Source organism: Nocardia sp. NPDC024068, assembly GCF_040638875.1.
In the GTDB taxonomy this organism is placed as follows: Bacteria; Actinomycetota; Actinomycetes; order Mycobacteriales; family Mycobacteriaceae; genus Nocardia.
Window position 1 is genome coordinate 37,122 of sequence record NZ_JBEZYU010000006.1, and the last position, 18,918, is coordinate 56,039.

Consider the following 18,918-nt stretch of genomic DNA (forward strand, 5'->3'; position numbering starts at 1 on the left):
TTCCGGGGGTCGGGTTATCTACAGGCAACCATTGCGGCTCCGAGGTGCGCTCGGGCGAAGCGGTTCGATACGACGGAACGCCCACCACCCGGTCGAGAGCCGGCCAAGTATCTCGTCCTGTGCGCGGACCGTGGCATCGCCAGAAGGATCCGGCTCCGCTGAACCCCTGACGTCTCCGCCCGGCGGATGGACGGATCGCCGGGGCTGTTCGGCTGATTTGATTGTCAGCGTTCTATCGAAGGAATTGACAGCGTGGCAGGTAACGCGTCTCCAGGAAATTCTGAATCGGCGAATTCGGATCTGCTGACCTGGGTGATATCCGGGCACGACGCGGATGCGGTGCGCCGTCGGGCTGCTCGATTGCAGGAGTGGGCCGCCGGGCAGCCGGCGGGCGATCTGCCGGGGATCGGTACCTCGCTGCTGCGTATCCGGGGCGCGGGCTGGCGGGGTGCGGTGGTGGGCAGCGGTCCGGAAGAACTGTCGGCCGGATTGACGGCATTGACCGATCCGCTGGGGGAGGCCACCGGTGGCGGAATGACGGCTTCGGGCCGGGTCGCGCGTCGCCGGGTGGTTTTCGTCTGTCCCGCTCAGGGGGGTCAGTGGACAGGTATGGCCAGGGAGCTGCTGGCGGCGGGGGGTGTGTTCGCGGAGGCGATCGCCGACTGTGAGGCGGCGTTGGCGCCCTTCGTGGACTGGTCGCTGTCCGAGGTATTGCGTAGTGAATCGGATGCCGCTTCCCTGGAGCGGGTCGATGTGGTGCAGCCGGTACTTTTCGCGGTCACGGTGGCTTTGGCACGGTTGTGGCGGTCGTATGGGGTGGAGCCGGACGCGGTCGTGGGACATTCCCTCGGTGAGATCGCCGCGGCGGTGGTCGCGGGCGGGCTGTCCTTGTCGGACGGGGCGAGGGTGACAGCTTCGCGGGCGGGCATCGTGGCGGAGACGTTGTCGGGTTCCGGGGCGATGATCTCGGTGGGGCTATCAGAAGAGGGGACGCGGGAACGGCTGGCGGATTTCGGCGGCCAGTTGTTCTTGGCGGCGGTCAACGGCCCGCGGCAGACCGTCGTCACCGGTGGTAGCGGTGCCGCGGCGGAGTTCGTAGCCCGATGCGAGAACGACGGGGTATGGGCAAAGCGGGTTGCGGTGGATTACGCCTCGCATTCGCCGGCGATCGATGAGATCCGGGATCGGGTACTGGCGGACTTGGCGCCGATCCTGCCGCGGTCGGGTGATATCCCGTTGTGCTCGACCGTGACCGGCGAGTTCTTGGACACCGCGGAGATGGACCCGGGGTACTGGTACCGGTGGGAGCGCAGTCCGGTGCGTTTCGCCGCGGCGATCGAATGTCTTCTGGACGCGGAGATGAATGCGTTCATAGAGCTGAGTCCGCATCCGGCTTTGCTGTCGTCGATCGAGTCGATCGCGGATTCGCTGGGGAAGGCGGATCGGATCGCCACTGTGGAGACCCTGCGCTTCGGCCGGGGTGGACCGGACCAATTCGCGACAGCCCTGGCCCAGGCCTATTGCGTGGGAATCGACCTCCCCGCGGAGGTCTTGACCCCGGCCGCGGCTCCGGTGGCGTTGCCGGACTCGCTGTTCGATCTCGACGGGGCGACCACGGGGGAACCGGCCACGGTTTCGCGGGAATCATCGGCGACAGGGCCGTTCGCCACGCGATTGCTCGCCGCTGCCGAGCGGGATCGTGACGCTCTGGTGCTGGGGGTGGTACTCGAGCAGATCACGGGTGTGGTGGGACCCGACGCCGATATCGACCCGGATCGGCCTTTCAGCGCGGCCGGATTCGATTCCCTCGGCGGACAACGGATACGCACTCTGCTCACGGCAGCTGTGGGAGTGGCGTTACCGGTGACCCTGGTGTTCGACCATCCCACGCCGCGGGCGGTGGCCCGGCTGATCCGGTCCCGGATCGAGGGGACGGACCCGGCGACCTCCCGGCGTCCACAGTCGTTCGCTGCTCGCGCGCGCTCCGATGAGCCGGTGGCGATCGTCGGCATAGGCTGCCGTTTCCCGGGTGGGGTGGCCTCGGCGGACGACCTGTGGGATGTGGTCGCCGGCGGGCGGGATGTGATCGGTCCGTTCCCCACCGATCGGGGATGGGATCTGGGCCGCCTGTTCGACGCGGACCCCGACACCCCGGGAACCACGTACGTGCGGGAGGGAGGGTTCCTCAACGATCCGGCGGGTTTCGACGCGGGCTTCTTCGGGATCAGCCCGCGCGAGGCCACCGCCATGGACCCGCAGCAACGCCTCACACTCGAAGTGGCCTGGGAGGCGTTGGAGGATGCGGGGATCGACCCGACCTCCTTACGGGGCAGCGACACCGGGGTGTACGTGGGGGCGTGGTCCTCGGGATACGCGGGGCGGGTGGCCGGCCCGCACGAGGGGTACCGGTTGACCGGTACGACACGCAGCGTCATTTCCGGCCGGGTCTCCTACACCCTCGGTTTGGAGGGGCCGGCGGTCACAGTCGACACGGCCTGCTCGTCCTCGCTGGTCGCTCTGCACCTGGCGGTACAGGCACTCCGCAACGGAGAGGTCTCGCTGGCCCTGGCCGGTGGTGTCACCGTACTGGCCGACCCCGGTCTGTATGTGGACTTCGCCCGGCAGCGCGGCCTGGCGAAAGACGGGCGGTCCAAGGCTTTCTCCGGAGCCGCGGATGGGGTGGGATGGTCCGAAGGGGCGGGGCTGGTGATCGTCGAGCGGCTTTCCGACGCACGACGCCTGGGCCATCCGGTGCTGGCACTGGTGCGCGGGAGCGCGCTGAACCAGGACGGGGCCTCGAACGGTCTCTCCGCGCCCAGCGGCCCCGCTCAGGAACGGGTGATCCGTGCCGCACTCGCGGATGCCGGGCTGGCACCCGGGGACATCGCCGCGGTGGAGGCGCACGGCACCGGTACGACGCTGGGCGATCCCATCGAAGCACGGGCATTGATCGCCGCGTACGGCGGGACGCGCGCCGGCCGGCCTTTGCGGATCGGGTCCCTGAAATCGAATATCGGCCATTCGGTGGCGGCGGCCGGGGTCGCCGGCGTGATCAAGATGGTGTCCGCGCTCCGGCACGAGGTGTTGCCGCGGACCCTGCACGTGGATGAACTCTCGCCCCATGTGGAGTGGGCGGACAGCGGAGTGCGGGTGCTGACCGAGGCCGAACCCTGGCCGATATCGGATCGGCCGCGACGAGCCGGTGTCTCCTCGTTCGGAATCAGCGGGACGAACGCACACATGATCCTGGAGGAGGCACCGGCCCCCGGGGACCGGGCGTCCGCGGGTGAGCGGGTGCCGTCCGGGGAGACACTCGCGCTTCTGGTTTCCGCCGCGTCCGGCGCCGCCCTGCCCGCGCAGGCGCGACGATTGCGCCGATGGCTGATGGATCGGCCGGAGGTCGAGCTCGGCTCGGTGGCCGGTGCGCTGGCGCACCGGCGCGCGCAGCTGCCCCATCGAGCCGTGGTACTCGGTGCCGGGCGCGACGAGGTACTCGCCGGTTTGGCCGAGCTCGCTGCCGGTCGTGACCACCCGGGGGTGATCACCGGGACGGCGGTCGCGGCGAAGACCGCGTTCCTGTTCACCGGGCAGGGCGCGCAACGGGTGGGGATGGGACGTGACCTCTACGCCGCCTTCCCGGTATTCGCGGCGGCCTTGGACGAGATCTGCGCGGAATTCGAGACTCTGCTCGAGCCCCTGCCGGGCCGCGAATCCGGCTCCGGATCGTTGTTGCGGGAAGTGATGTTCACCGGCCCCGAGGAGGCATTGCAGCGCACCGAATTCACTCAGCCGGCGCTGTTCGCCTTCGAGGTGGCCCTGTTCCGGCTGATCGAGTCGTTCGGGATCACTCCCGATGTGGTGGCCGGGCATTCGATCGGGGAGTTGGCCGCCGCCTACGTGGCGGGCCTGTGGTCTCTGGCGGACGTGTGTGTGCTGGTGGCGGCGCGGGGCCGGCTGATGGGCGGGTTGCCCGCCGGCGGGGGCATGCTGGCGGTCGCGGTTGCCGAAGGGCGGGCCGGGGAGTTGGTGGCCGGGTATGGGGGCCGGCTGTCGGTGGCGGCGATCAACGGACCTTCCGCCGCGGTGCTCTCGGGGGAGATCGAGGCGATCGCGGATATCGAGGGCCGACTTGCGGCCGACGGCGTGAGAACGACGCGCCTCCGGGTCGGCCACGCATTTCATTCGGCGCTCATGGAACCCATGCTCGAGGAGTTCCGGTCGGTGGCGACCCGGGTGGAATACCGGAATCCGTCACTTCCCCTCGTCTCGAATGTTTCCGGTGAGCTCATCGGGGACTCCGCTGTGGATCCGGACTACTGGGTGCGCCACGTTCGGGCGTCGGTCCGTTTCGCGCCGGGAGTGGACGCGCTGCTGGCGGCCGGGGTCCGGCGTTTTGTGGAGATCGGCCCGGACGGCGTCCTGACGGCCCTGACCCAGGAGTGTGCGACCGAGCAGGCTGCCGGGCACGAGGTGGCGGTCATCGCCTGCGCGAGTCGTTCCACCGACGAGGTGGCGCATCTCGTCCGCGCTGTCGGGCAGGCGCATGTCGCGGGTGCCGCGGTGCGGTGGGATACCCTCCTGCCCGATCCGGTTACCAAGCGAATTAGCTTGCCCACCTACGCCTTTCAGCGATCTAGGTATTGGCTAGGAGCGGCGTCAACCGGCCCGTCGCGGGGGTGGATGGACCATCCCATCCTGACCGGCGTCATCGATCTGGGAGCCGGCGACGAATGGCTTTTCACCGGTGGTTTCTCGCTCGACACCCATCCCTGGGTAGGTGATCACACCTGGGGGGACGCGGTGGTGCTGCCGAGTGCGGCGTTGATCGAATTTCTGCTGGTCGCCGGCGATCACCTCGGTTGCGGTGTGGTCGAGGAGCTGACCCTGTTGGCACCGATCTCACCGGGGCCGGGCGATGCGGTGGAACTGCGGACCCTTGTTCGGGCCGCAGACGCCGACGGTCGGCGGGCTTTCGAGTTCTCCTTCCGCGTCGCGGGCGGAGACTGGGTGCGCAACGCCGACGGCAGCCTGGTCGCTGAATCCACGGGTTTGTCGTTGGCCGACCGTCTGCGGGACGAGGACTGGCCTCCGCCGGGGGCGGAGGCGCTCGACAGCGCCGGTATTCCGGATCAGATCATGCGTACCAGCGGATTGCACTATGGCCCGGCGTTTCTGGGTGTGCGCGAAGCATGGCGGCACGGTGCGGTGGTGTATTCGGAGGTCGAGGCCGATACCGAGGCCGCCACGGATCTGACCCGCTTCGACCTCCATCCCGCCCTTCTGGATCTCGTGATGCATGCCGGGGTTGCCTGGCTCTACCCGGAGACCACCGATCGGGGGCCGCAGGCCGAGAGTGACGCGGGGTGGTTGCTTTTCCGATGGGGCAACGCGCGTTTCCATCGTGCGGCGGGGATGTCGTGGTCGAAGGGGTCGACCCGGTTACGGGTGATCGCGGTCTCGAACGGGCCGCGCAGTATCGCCGTCGCCGCGATCGACCCGGCCGGTAATCCCGTGGTTTCGGTGGACGAGGTGGTCGCCCGCGCGTACACCGGGGCAGAAGGGGCCGGTAGCGGGCGTCGCGGGACCGTGGCGGTCTACGCGCAGCAGTGGGAATCGATCGAGCTGCCCGCCGCGCCGGCGATGCGGGTGGCGGCACTGTCGGCGGAGCCGGTACCGGGGTTCGAGCGGCAGCACGTGTCGATAGCGGACATGATCACGGCCGGTGCCCGGACCGCCGCGGCAGCGGGCGAGCGGACCGATGCCGCGGGTCGCACGGGGACCGATGCGGCGGATCGGGCGCGAACCGGTGCGGATCGCGTGGGGACGGTCTCCGATGTTCCGGATGCGGTGGTGTGGCGATCGGAGACCTCCACCGGGAGCGCGAGTACCGGTTCGGCAGCCATCCTGGAAAGTGCATACGCCGTGCTCGATCTCGTCCGATCCTGGTTGGCGGAAACACGATTGGCCGACACCCAGCTGGTTGTCGTGACCTCGGGCGGGTTCGGCGGTGCCGGGGTGCCCGCGGGCCTCGATACGGCAGCAGGCGCGGTGACCGCCGAGCCCACGGATGTCGAATCGGGGATGGATGCCGCCGCCGTGTGGGGGCTGGTGCGCAGTGCGCAATCCGAGCACCCCGGGCGCTTCACGCTGATCGATATCGAACCCGCGCAGCCGCTTTCGGTGGAGCACGTCGGTGCCGTCCTGGCCTCGGGGCAGCCCCAGGTGATGCTGCGCGGGCGCGATGTTCTGGTACCTCGCTTGGTCGCGACCACCGCCCCGGATACCGCTGCGCCGGAACTGACGGACAGCACCGTGCTCGTCACCGGGGGGACCGGCGGGCTGGGGGCCGTGGTCGCCAGGCACCTGGTCACCCGGCACGGGGTGCGGCAGCTGGTGCTGGCTTCCCGCCGCGGTACGGCGGCGCCCGGAGCGGCCGAACTCGCCACGGAACTGACCGATCTCGGCGCGAGCGTCCGGATCGTCGCCTGCGATATGGCTCGGCGGAAGAATGTGCGGGAACTCCTGGACACCATCGATCCCTCCGGCCCGTTGGCCGTGATCCACACGGCCGGTGTGGTCGACGACGTGACCGTCACCGCGTTGACTCCGGAGCGGACAGCGTCGGTTTTCGCGCCGAAGGTAGATGCCGCGATCCACCTGCACGAACTCACCCGGCTCCGGAATGTTCCTGTTTTCCTGGCATTTTCCTCGGTGGCCGGCCTGCTGGGGTCGGCCGGTCAGGCCAATTACGCTGCCGCCAACTCCGCGCTCGACGCGCTCATGGAGCACCGCCGGTCGGCCGGGTTACCCGGGGTTTCGGTGGCCTGGGGACCGTGGGAGCAAACCGGTGGGATGACGGCCGGGTTGGACGACGCGGCGCTGGCGCGCTGGGAGCGCTGGGGGTTGGGCCGGCTCGGCCACGATGAGGGGATGGCGCTGTTCGACGCGGCTCTGCGCGGTGCCACCCGGCCGGGGCCCCTCGCCGCGCTGCGCTTCGACCCGACCGCGGTGCGCCGTGCTTCGGAGCTGGATCTCATACCGGCGGTATTGCGCGGATTCGCCGGCCGGACCGGCCGCCGGAAATCCGCCGGCGCCGATTCGCCGGCGGATCGGGTGGCTTCGGCGGCGCCGGAGCAGCGGCTTCCACTCGTGCTGGACCTGGTCCGCCGGGAAGTCGCCGCGGTGCTGGGGCACGATTCGGAAGCGGCCATCGAGGTGAGCAAACCCTTCAGTGATATGGGTTTCGACTCTCTGGGTTCGGTGGATCTGCGCAATCGGCTGGGCCGGGTCACCGGAATCCGACTGCCCTCGACCCTGGTGTTCAACTACCCGACGCCCGAAGCAGTCGCCGAGTTCGTGCTCTCCCAGCTCACGACCGCCACGTCTCGCACGTCAGCGCCGACGCCCGTACCCGCGAAGCGGGTCGTGCCCGCCGCGCCGGCCGGTGAGCCGATCGCGATCGTGGGTATGGCCTGCCGCTACCCGGGCGATGTGTCCTCACCCGAGGAGTTCTGGCACCTGATCGCCGGCGGAACCGACGCCATCGGCGGGTTCCCGGACGACCGAGGCTGGGATCTGGGCCGGCTCTACAATCCCGATCCCGACGAACCCGGCACGGTCTACACCCGCGGCGGCGGTTTCCTGGCCGATGCCACGGTATTCGACGCGGAATTCTTCGGTATCGGGCCGAGCGAGGCCACGGCCATGGATCCGCAGCAGCGGGTCCTCCTGGAGGTGGCGTGGGATGCCGTCCAGGACGCCGGGATCGATCCGGGATCGTTGCGTGGTCAAGAGATCGGTGTATTCGCCGGTGCGAGTGCCTCCGACTATGTCGCCTCCGTGCCCGGTGAACTCGAGACGTTCCGGCTCACCGGCACCACTCAGAGCGTTCTCTCCGGCCGGATCGCCTACACCTTCGGATTCGAGGGTCCGGCGGTCACGGTGGACACTGCCTGTTCCTCATCCTTGGTGGCCGTTCATCTCGCCTGCCAGTCCTTGCGGGCCGGAGACTGTTCCGTGGCGCTCTCCGGTGGCGTATCGGTCTGGGGTTCGCCCTACCTGTACGTGGATTTTGCCAGGCAGCGTGGTCTTTCGCCGGACGGCCGCTGTAAGACCTTCTCCGCCGACGCCGACGGGGTGGGCTTCTCCGAGGGCGCCGGTCTCCTGGTTCTGGAGCGACTGTCGGACGCGCGGGCCAAGGGGCGCAGGATTCTGGGCGTGATCCGTGGCAGCGCGGTGAACCAGGACGGGGCGTCCAATGGTTTGACCGCCCCGAACGGTCTGGCGCAGGAGCGGGTGATCCGGTCGGCCCTCGCCACCGCGGGTCTGTCCGCCTCGGATATCGATGTGGTGGAAGCACACGGCACGGGCACTCCGCTCGGCGACCCCATCGAGGTCGGCGCGCTGCTGGCCACCTATGGCCAGGAGCGGGACCGGCCCGTGTGGCTGGGTTCGGTGAAATCGAATATCGGCCACACCGTGGGCGCGGCCGGTGTGGCCGGGGTGATCAAGATGATCGAGGCCATGCGGCACCGGGTGATGCCCCGGACCTTGCATGTGGGACAGCCCAACCCACGTATCGATTGGTCGGCCGGAAACGTCGAACTCCTGACCGCCGAGCGGGAATGGGAGCAGCGGGATCGGCGTCCGCGGCGGGCGGCGGTGTCGTCCTTCGGGATCAGCGGGACCAACGCGCACCTGATCGTGGAGCAGGCACCCGCGCCGGAACCGGCCCGGGTGGATGGCGCAACGCCCGGCTATCCGGCAGGTATCGTGCCCTGGTTCGTCTCGGGCAGAACCGAGGCATCGGTGACCGCTCAGGCCGATCGGTTGCGGAGCTGGGGTGAACGGGATGCCGAGGCTTCACCGCTCGATATCGGTTTCGAATTGGCCTGCAAGCGTTCGCCTCTGGAATGGCGGTCCATGCTGTTCGCGGATGCGGGGCGGACCGATGGCACGGACGGTATCGGGATCGGTCGGGACAGCGCGGTCGCGGTGCGCGCGGTCGTGGGGGAGACCGTGTTCGCGTTCTCGGGACAGGGTTCGCAGTGGGCGGGGATGGGCCGGGAGCTGTTCGAGGCGTTTCCGGTGTTCGCGGACGCGGTACGCCGGATCTGCGCGCCGGAGTGGCTTTTCGGGCCGGATACCGAGCTGGACGTCACGGAAAACGCGCAGCTGGGGATTTTCGCGATCGAGGTGGCCCTGGCCCGATTGCTCGAATCGTGGGGCGTGGTGCCGGATGTCGTGGTGGGGCATTCGGTAGGGGAGATCGCCGCGGCCTGCGTGGCGGGGGTCCTCTCGGAAGCGGACGCGGTGCGACTGGTGACGGCGCGGGGCAGATTGATGGCGGAATTGCCGGCCGGTGGCGCCATGCTCGCGGTTCGGATTCCGGTGGGTGAGGTCGCGGATCTGCCGGACGGGGTGTCGGTGGCGGCGGTGAACGGTCCGGAATCGGTGGTGGTGTCCGGACCGGAGGCCGGTATCGCCGAGCTGGAGAGCCGGTGGGCCGGTCGCAGGCTCCGGCGGCTGGTGGTGAGCCACGCCTTCCATTCGGTGCTCATGGAGCCGATGCTCGAGGACTTCGCCGCCGTGGTGTCGGAATTGGAGTTCCGGCCCCCGCGTATACCCATGGTGTCGTCGGTGACGGGTGCGGTGGAATCGGAATTGTTCGGCGATCCCGGCTACTGGACCCGTCAGGTACGGGAGCCGGTGTTGTTCGCCGACGCCGTGCTCGCGGCGCGGGCGCGGGGCGGGGCACGGTTCGTGGAGATCGGGCCGGACGCGGTGCTGGCGAGTGCGATGAGCGACAACCTGGACGACGATCGCGGTGCCGGTGCCGCGCCGGACGTGGTGGTGCTGGCGGCGCAGCGGCGCGGGCGGGGACAGGCCGAAACACTGATCCGGACGATCGGCGATCTGTATTGCCGTGGTGGCCGGGTGGATTGGGAGCGGTACTTCGCGGAGTCGGGGGCGCGGCGGACGACGGTACCGGGCTATGCCTTCCAGCGACAGCGCTATTGGCTCGGTCCGCGTTCCGCCACCGGGACGGGCCCGGGATACCCGGTGTTCAGCGAGGAACTGGTGATCGCCTCGACCGGCCATGTGGTGTTCGGGGGATCGTTGTCGCTCGCCTCGCACCCGTGGATCGCCGATCATGTGCTGCTCGGCATGGCGGTACTGCCCGGTACCGCGTTCGTCGATATGGCGTTGTTCGCGGGTGATCGGACCGGGTGCCCGGTACTCGAGGAACTCACCCTCGCCGCTCCCCTGGTGCTGGCCGCGGGGGAGACAGTACGGCTTCAGGTGGATCTCGCGGCGCCCGACGACCGGGGCGCTCGCGCGATCACCGTGTATTCCCGGCCCGAGGGCGGTGCCGAATCCGGGTGGACCCGGCACGCCGCCGGTGTGCTCACGACCACGGGATCGGCGAACGGGAACGACTTCGGCGCGCTGAGCGACGGAACGTGGCCGCCACTCGGCGCCCGGCCCGTCGCTGTGGACGAGGTGTATCAGCGCCTCACCGAGGTCGGTTACGACTACGGCCCCACGTTCCATGCGATCCGCGCGGCCTGGCTCCACGACGGCGCGCTCTACACCGAGATTTCCCTCGACCTCGCACCCGACGCCGCAGGCTACGGCCTCCATCCCGGTCTCCTCGACTCGGTGGTTCAGGGCGGCGGGATGCTGGCCCTCGACGGTGTGGGCGCCGGGCGGATGCTGTTCAGCTGGAACGGGGTGCGCCGCTATCAGTCCGGTGTGACGGCACTTCGCGCACGAGTGGCCGTCGCCGGCGATTCGTCCTGGACCCTCGCCGCTGTGGACGAGCGTGGCGCTCCGGTCATCTCCGTCGAGACTCTCGTCTATCGACCGGTCGAGATGGCACAACTCCTCGGTGCGCGCGCCTCCCGGGACACCGGCGCACTCTTCGAACTGCTGTGGTCCAGAACGGATTCGGAAGTACCCACAGACGTCGTTCCGGCGGTGGAACTTGTCGTTGCCGAAGCGCCGCAGGGCGATCCGGCGCTGGTGGTGGGTGCGCCGGATATCGTGATCGTCGATCTGGCCGAGCGCGTAACGCAGAGCGTGGACGACCTCACCGCGGTGGCCGATGTGGTGGCGTCGATCCAGGAATTCGTGAGCCGGGAGCGGTTCCTCGATTCCCGGCTTGTCCTGGTCACCTGGCACGCGGTGGGAATCGCGGACACCGTGCCGCAGGTGGCGGGCGCGGCGATCTGGGGGTTGGCCCGCTCGGCTCAGACCGAGCACCCCGGCCGGATCGTTCTGGTGGATCGTGCGGACGAGACCGAGGTCGATTGGACCGCGATCGCGAGATCCGGCCGGTCGCAAATAGCGTGGCAGGACGGCGCGATGTGGGTGCCACGGCTCGACCGGGTGACCGGCCCGGTGGCGATCGACCGGAATGATCGTGCGGGCGAGAGCGTTGTCGAGCGGCCGGCCGGCCGCTGGGGGGCGGGGACGGTGTTGATCACCGGCGGCACCGGTGGCCTCGGGGCGTTGGTGGCGCGGCACGTGGTGATGGAGCACGGCGTGCGGCATGTGGTGGCGGTGAGTCGCCGGGGGACGGCGGCGCCGGGCGCCGCCGACCTGGTGGCGGAGCTGGAGGGGCTCGGCTGCCGGGCGCGGGTGGTGGCGGCCGATGTGACGGATCGGGCGGCGATGGCGTCGGTGATCGCGGATATCCCCGCCGATCGGCCCCTGTCCGCCGTGGTTCACACGGCGGGTGTTCTCGACGACGCCACCGTCGTATCCCTGACCGCCGAACGCGTGGCGCGCGTATGGCACACCAAGGTGACGGGCGCGAAGGTATTGGATGAACTGACCCGTTCCCTCGATCTCTCGGCCTTCGTCCTGTTCTCCTCGATGACCGGAGTGATGGGATCGGCCGGCCAGGCGAACTATGCCGCGGCCAACGCGGCTCTGGACGCTCTCGCCGCCCACCGCCGGGCGGCGGGTCTGCCGGCGCTGTCGCTGGCCTGGGGACCGTGGTCGGCGGGTATGGGCGACCGGCTCGCCGAGGTGGATCGGGCGCGCTGGGCGCGAGTGGGGCTGGTTCCGCTGGATATCAAGGCCGGGCTGGCTCTCTTGGACGAGGCCCTGCACACCGGCCATCCCGTGGTGGTGCCGCTCTGCCTCAATCCGCAGGCCTCCCACACCTATACCGGGTCCGAACTCTTGGCGGGCGCCCTGGCGCTCCCATCGACCACGCCGGGCCCGTCCGATCGCGGATCGGCGCCGGCCCGGGATTCGGGATTCGTGGCTCGATTGGCCGGCCTGCCCGAGGCCGCCCGCCGGTCCGCCATCCTCGACATGGTGCTGCGGCAGGTCGGAATCGCCGCGAATATCCGGTCCGCCATCGACCCGGCCGACGAATTCACCGAACTGGGCCTGGACTCACTGGGCTCGGTGGAGCTGCGCAATCTCCTGAACGCGGAAACCGGGCTGCGGCTACCCCCGACCTTCGTCTTCGCCCATCCCACCCCGCGTGATGTCGCCGACTACATAGCCGGACATCTGGCGGCCCCGCCCGCGCCGCGACCGCTCGATCGTCTGGACGGTGCGCTGCGCCAGGTCGAGGCGCTGCTGGCCGAACTCGCCACCGACGACGATCGCCGGGCGGCCGGCCTCGCCCTCGCACGGTTCGACACCACGGCCAGAACTCATCTGGGTGACAGCGCGGAGGACGAGAACGATCTGTCGGCCGCGACGGACGAGGAACTCTTCGATTTCCTGGACCAGGAGTTCGGATCATGATGAACACCGGCCCCGACAGTAACTCCGCCGACCGGGTGGTGGAATACCTCAAGAAGGCCACCACCGATCTCGTGCGGACCCGGGAAGAACTGAGCCGGCTGCGGTCGGAGATGCGGGAACCGATCGCCATCGTCGGAATAGGTTGCCGGTACCCGGGTGGCGTGGGGTCCGCGGATGAGTTGTGGGACCTCGTCCGGTCCGGTGCAGACGCGGTGAGCGGATTTCCGAAGGACCGGGGCTGGGATATCGGGAAACTCTTCGATCCGGATCCGGAGCGCCCCGGCACGACCTACGCGACCGAGGGCGGATTTCTCACGGACGTCACCGGGTTCGACGCGGGCTTCTTCGGTGTCGGACCGCGCGAGGCGAAGGTCATGGATCCACAGCAGCGCTTGTTGCTGGAGGTCTCCTGGGAAGCCCTGGAGAACGCGGGGATCGACCCGGTGTCGTTGCGGGGCAGTGACACCGGGGTCTACTCGGGGGTGATGTACGAGGACTACGACCAGGTGGCCTACAAGGCCGGTGCGGTGGCCGAAGGGTATATGACGGCCAGTTCGGCGGGCAGTGTGGTGTCCGGGCGCGTGGCCTATTCCCTGGGTTTGGAGGGGCCGGCGGTATCGGTGGACACCGCCTGTTCCTCCTCGTTGGTAGCGCTACATCTGGGATGTAAGGCACTGCGGGGAAAAGAGATATCGCTGGCTCTGGTGGGTGGGGTGACAGTGATGTCCACTCCTCGGCTCTTCATCGATTTCGCCCGCCAGCGCGCACTTTCCCCGGAAGGGCGGTGTAAATCCTTCTCCGCGGACGCCGATGGCACCGGATGGGCCGAGGGGGTGGGAGTGCTCGTCCTGGAGCGGTTGTCGGAGGCGCGCCGCCGTGGTCACGAGGTGCTGGCGGTGGTGCGCGGCAGCGCGATCAACCAGGACGGCGCCTCGAACGGACTGACGGCGCCGAGTGGCCCGGCGCAGGAGCGGGTGATCCGGGCGGCGCTGGCGGACGCGGGTTTACAGCCGGCGGATGTCGACGTGGTCGAGGCGCACGGGACTGGCACCCCACTCGGCGACCCCATCGAGGCGCGGGCGGTGTTGTCCGCCTACGGCCGGGATCGATCGGCACCCTTGTGGCTGGGGTCGCTCAAATCGAATATCGGGCATTCGCAGGCGGCCTCCGGGGTGGGCGGTGTGATCAAGATGGTGCAGGCCCTGCGGCACGAACTGCTGCCGAAGACACTGCATCTCACCGAACCGAGCCCGCATGTGGACTGGTCGATGGGACAGGTGGAGTTGCTCCGGGAATCGCGGCCATGGCCGGCCACTGATCGTCCGCGTCGGGCCGGGATCTCGTCCTTCGGGATCAGTGGCACCAACGCGCATGTGATCGTGGAAGAGGCGCCACCGGTGCCCGAGCCGGAGGGGCTCTCGGAGCCGGTCGATCGCCTCGGTACCTCGATCGTGCCCTTGGTGCTGTCCGCGAAAACCACCGAAGCTCTCGCGGGGCAGGCGCATCGTCTGCACACGTGGCTTCTCGATCATCGAGAGGTCGATCTGGACGCGGCCGCACGAGCTCTGGTGCACGAGCGGGCCGGTTTCCGGCACCGCGCGGTGGTGCTCGCCGAAGGGCGCGACGTCGCGGCGGCCGCGCTGGCCGACCTGGCGGCAGGGCGTACGGCGACCGGTGTCGTCCGCGGGGAAGACATCCCCGGGGACACCGCCTTCCTCTTCACCGGGCAGGGCGCGCAGCGAGTGGGAATGGGTAAGGAACTCGCCGCGGACTTTCCGGTGTTCTCGGCCGCGCTGAACGAGCTGTGCGCGGTGCTGGATCCGCTGGTCCGGCCCGCGGAGCACGCGCCGGGTTCGGCGTGGTCGCTGCGCGCGCTCATGTTCGACGGCCCGGCGGAGGTCCTGGAGCGCACCGAGTTCGCGCAGCCGGCCATCTTCGCGTTCGAAGTGGCTCTCTATCGCTTGATGACCTCGTTCGGGGTCACCCCGGACATGGTGATCGGCCATTCGATCGGGGAGCTCGCGGCAGCGCATGTGGCCGGGGTGTTCTCCGCGGTGGACGCGTGCGCCCTGGTCGCGGCCCGGGGCCGGTTGATGGGCGCGCTGCCGCCGGGCGGTGCGATGCTCGCGGCGGCTGTACCGGAGGACCGGGCACTGGAAATCGTCGGCGACCATCCGGCGGTGTCGCTGGCGGCGGTCAACGGGCCGGCGGCCGTGGTGTTCTCGGGGGCGGCGGACGCGATCGATCGCGTGGCGGAATTGCTGGGTGCTGCCGGAGTGAAGACGACTCCGCTGCGGGTCAGCCACGCCTTTCACTCGGCCTTGATGGAACCGATGCTCGCGGACTTTCAGCGGGTCGCGGACCGGGTGTCCTATCGTCAGCCGGGGCCGGCGGTGGTGTCGACGGTTTCCGGTGCGCCGGCCTCGGTGGAGTGGGCGGATCCAGGGTACTGGGTTCGGCAGGTGCGTTCGACGGTGCGCTTCGCGGCGGCGGTGGCGACGGCACACGAGAAGGGGGCCCGTCGCTTCGTCGAAATCGGCCCCGACGCGGTCCTCACCGCGATGGCAGGGCACTGTCTGACGGCGGAGCCGAACTCTCGGGCAGAGGTGTCGATCGTTGCGGGTTCGCGGCGGTCGGTGGCCGAATCCACGCAGTTCACGAGCTGCCTGGCGCAGGCTCACGTCGCCGGCGCGGCGGTGCGGTGGGAGCCGTTCTTCCCGGAGACGCCGCGAACACGGGTCTCCTTGCCCACCTATGCCTTTCAACACCGGCGCTATTGGCTGGAACCGGCGGCGGGTGCGCGCGCCGGCGCGGCGGACCACCCCATCCTGACCGATGCGCTGCCGGTGGCCGGGCGGGACGAGTGGCTGTTCACCGGGCGGATTTCCCCGGGAACTCAGCCCTGGTGGGCGGATCATGCCGTGTTCGGCTCGGTGGTGGTCCCCGGGACCGCGTTCCTGGAATCGGCTCTTGCCGCCGGGGCGCGGGTGGGGGCGGCCGTCGTCCAGGAGATGGTGATCGAAACGCCGCTGATCCTCGAGGAGGCGGAGGTCGATCTCCAGCTCGTGGTGGATCAGGCCGATGCCCGCGGAGTCCGACGGTTCACCGTGCATTCTCGCGCGGCCGAGTCGGACGAATCCGCCGAATGGGTCACCCATGCGGTCGGTGGTCTGGCGCCCGTGGCGCGGGATACGGGGTGGGAGGCGCGGGTGTGGCCGCCCGCGGATGCCACGCCGGTTACCGCCGACACTCTCTATGAGCGGTTGGCGGCAACCGGCTTCCAGTACGGGCCGGCCTTCCAGGGCGTACGCGCGGTATGGGTTCGTGGCTCCGAGGTGTTCGCGGAACTCGCGCTGCCGCAGGAGTTGGACGGCCGGCGATTCCGGATTCATCCCGCGCTGCTGGATTCGGTGTTCCACGCGCCCCTGGGGCAGCAGATCGGCGAAGCGGGCAATGGACAGGTCCCGTTGCCGTTCTCCTACACCGGGGTTCGAATCCACCGGAGCGAGCCCACCCGGCTGCGGGCACGGATCGAACAGCGCGACGACAACACCCTTCGCATCGACGCCGCGGATTTCGACGGAAGCGCCGTGATATCCATCGACAGCCTGCTGGCGCGTCCCATCGATGCCCGGACCCTGCATCGAGCCAGGATCGGTGCCCAGCCGCTCTACGCGATGCGTTGGACGCCGCTCGTGGTGGACCGGGCGGCGCGGCGCAGTATCGCGGTACTTGGTGACGTGGCGATATCCGGTGCTCATTCCTACCCGGACCTGTCCACACTCGCGGCGGAGCGATCCATCCCCGGCATCGTGGTCTGGTCTCCCGGAGATCGTGCGGAGACCGACCGTGCCCACGCCGCCCGCGAGAATATCGCGGCCGCGCTGTCCGTGGTCCGGGAATGGCTGGCGGACGAGCGGAGCGCGGACTCGACACTCGTCGTCGTGACCCGGAATACGGCGCAGATGCCCGGCCGGAGCAGTGATCCGGCGATGGCGGTGGTCTCCGGTCTGATCGCCAGTGCCCAGGCCGAGAACCCCGGGCGGATCGTGCGCCTCGATCATGACGGCGAGACGGAACTGACCGCCGAGGTCGTGCGCGACGCCGTGGCATCGGCAGAGGGGCGGGTCGCGGTGTATTCCGGTGAACTGTCCGTTCCCCGGCTGGAACGGGTGCGGGTATCGGATCCGAGCCCGGTGTCCTTCGGCGCCGGAACAGTGCTGATCACCGGTGGCACCGGTGGAATAGGTGCGTTGATCGCCCGGCACGTGGTCGCCGAGCACGGTGTACGGCGGCTTCTCCTGGTGTCCCGGCGTGGGCCTGACGCCCCGGGGGCGGCGGGACTCGTCGGGGAGCTGTCGGCCGCGGGGGCGGAGGTCCGGGTGGTCGCCTGTGACCTCGCCGACCGGGCAGCGGTATCCGAACTGTTGCGGTCCGTCCCGGCGGACTTCCCGCTGACCGCCGTGATCCACAGCGCGGGTGTTCTCGACGACGGCACTGTGGCGACCCTGACGGCCGACCAGGTGGACCGGGTGCTGCGGCCGAAGGTGGATGCGGCCTGGCATCTTCATGAACTCACCCGGGATCGTGACCTGTCGGCGTTCGTCCTTTTCTCCTCGGCGGCGTACGCCCTGGGCAGCCCGGGACAGGGTAACTACCTCGCCGCCAACGCCTTCCTCGACGCACTCGCCCATGCCCGGCGTGCGGCGGGCCTGCCGGCTCAGTCGCTCGCGTGGGGGCTCTGGGCGCTCGGGATGGCCGATACGGACAATGCGGTGGATGCCGCGCGCCGTGCCCGGTTCGGGCTCGAGCAGATCCCCCCGGAGCTGGGGCTGGAGCTGTTCGACAAGGCGTTGACGACCGATCGCGAGCTGCTGCTGCCGGCGGCATTCGACCTCGCGGCCCTGCGATTCGAGGCTCCGGCGATCCTGCGTGACCTTGTTCCGGCGGCACGCAGTGCGCAGGCGCAGCCCTCGTCCGGCGCGCTCGCCGAGCGGCTGGCCATGATTCCGGAGACCGAGCGGCCCGCGGTCGTCGTGGCGGAGGTTCGTGCGCTGGCCGCCGCGGTGCTCGGGCACAGCTCGCCGGAGGCGGTGGCGCCGGACGCGTCGTTCGCCGATATCGGATTCGATTCCCTGGCCGGGGTGGAGTTCCGGAACCAGCTGGCCAACCGAACCGGTATCTCGCTGCCTTCGACCCTGGTCTTCGAATATCCCACCGCTGCCGCGCTCGCCGAGTTCGTCCTGACGCGTCTGGCGGATATCGGGCCGGCACGGGAGCCGGTCGCGCCCGCCGCGCCCGCCGAGGGGGGCTGGCTCACCGACCTGCTCCTCGAGGCGCACCGGCGCGGTGACATATCCGCCGCGATGCGATTGCTCATGGAGAGCGCCTCGGTGAGCAGAGCTCTCGACGACTCCGGCGGTGAGCGCCGGGTACCGGTCTCGGCGCTGGCCCTGACCAGGGCGGGCAAGAGTCCCTGGATCATCTGTGTGCCCTCCTATCTGGTCGGTAACGGGCCCGCGCAATTCGCTCGGCTGGCTCAGGAGCTCGGGCACGGTCCGGCGGTTTCCGCGCTCTGGCTGCCGGGGACCCGGGCTGGCGAGACCGTGCCGAGGAGCTGGAACGAATTGCTGGACGATCTGGCTGATGTGACCTCGACTACGGCCGGCTCCGAGCCGTTCGTGCTCGTCGGTTATTCCAGCGGTGGGGTGATCGCCCATGCACTGGCCGGTCGGTTGGCGGAGCGGGGACACGAACCCGCCGGTGTCGTGATGATGGACACCTATTCCCCCGATGCGCCGGAACTCGCCCCCGTGGTCCTCAACCAGGCCGTGACCGCGCTCCTCGGCCATGCCGGTCCGCTGCTGCCCATCGACGATCGCTCGCTCGTCGTCATGGGCAGGTACGCGTTGATCAGCCACGAGCGTCCGGCGCATGCGATCGCCGCACCGACCTTGGATCTGCGGGCCACCGAGCGGATTCCGGGGCTCGAAACGGTCGACCCGATGCCGGCCTGGCAGCACAGCGGCGGGTTCGTCGAGGTCGAGGCCGATCACTCTTCCCTCATCGGTGCAGCCGCTCCGCAGGTGGCGGCCGCCATCCGTCGATGGCTGCGTTCCCTCGGCTTCGATGCCGCCTAGCGAGATC

The 18,918-nt window shown here is 69.6% G+C and carries 2 protein-coding genes; both read left to right on the forward strand.

Going from position 1 to position 18,918, the window contains the following annotated elements:
* Positions 1-252 precede the first annotated feature (252 nt).
* Positions 253-12,771, forward strand: coding sequence for an SDR family NAD(P)-dependent oxidoreductase (locus AB0F41_RS09265; RefSeq protein ID WP_357422274.1), 12,519 nt, complete (start codon positions 253-255; stop codon positions 12,769-12,771).
* Positions 12,768-18,911, forward strand: a complete 6,144-nt coding sequence (locus tag AB0F41_RS09270; protein ID WP_357422275.1) for an SDR family NAD(P)-dependent oxidoreductase — start codon at positions 12,768-12,770, stop codon at positions 18,909-18,911. The genes AB0F41_RS09265 and AB0F41_RS09270 overlap by 4 nt, the downstream gene beginning before the upstream one ends.
* Positions 18,912-18,918: the final 7 nt, after the last annotated feature.

Excerpts from the sequence above, each read along its gene's own strand:
- AB0F41_RS09270 (WP_357422275.1), top strand. The coding sequence starts at position 12,768 with ATGATGAACACCGGCCCCGACAGTAACTCCGCCGACCGGGTGGTGGAA.